Genomic DNA, 697 nt, shown 5'->3' with positions numbered 1-697 from the left:
GCCTTGAGTAACTCTTTCAACTCGAACTGTGCCGTGCGTTCAAGAGAGCGCACGCCGCTCAGGTAATCCTTATCGTCCTGGGCATTGTTCAGGTATTGCTGAAGCAGTTCTGCATGCAGTCTCTGATCCTGTATGGACGCTTTGGCCAACCATGCCGGAAGCTTTTGTTGTGTCGTCAGAGAGCGCGCGAGGTCTGTTGCCCGACGCAGCCCCGTCATCGGTTTATGCAATGCCACCAGGCTCAGTAGATTCTTCAGGACCGGTTCGGTCAGGGGGGAGGCCAATGCGCGTTCGACGGACAGTTGATCCAGCCGAACAAATGGTTTTTGTACGTGATCCAGAAAATTCTCATGAATCAGCTGTAATGGCGCGAGGGTAAAGGTGCGCCCTGATGTTCGCTGGCTTCTTTCGATATTCTCCAGAATCGCTGGGCGATCGTCCTCGCTCTGCAAACGTTTATTGAACGCTGTCAGCAGCGGTGTGAGGGCGGAAAAGGCTTCGAATCCCGAGGCGGGGGTCCATAAAATCGCCTTGCCGGAGTGGGTCGGGTCCAGGCCGCCGCGTTCGGTGAGCACAAAACAACTGGCGAGATCGAGCAAGTCACTGGAGTCGCCGGCCTTCAGCGCAAGGGAAAAGACGTCCGGCAGAAAACCGTTCAGCGCTGCGCGTTGCAGCCGGACCGGCGTCTCAAGCACCG

At 56.8% G+C, this 697-nt stretch carries 1 pseudogene; it reads right to left on the bottom strand.

The window, feature by feature from the left end:
- Nucleotides 1-697, bottom strand: a pseudogene (locus tag AC1DLB_RS31390) (dermonecrotic toxin domain-containing protein); the annotation flags it as partial.

The sequence above is a fragment of the Pseudomonas sp. 05N434 genome, assembly GCF_056396965.1.
This window is presented reverse-complemented; position numbering and strand designations above follow the sequence as displayed.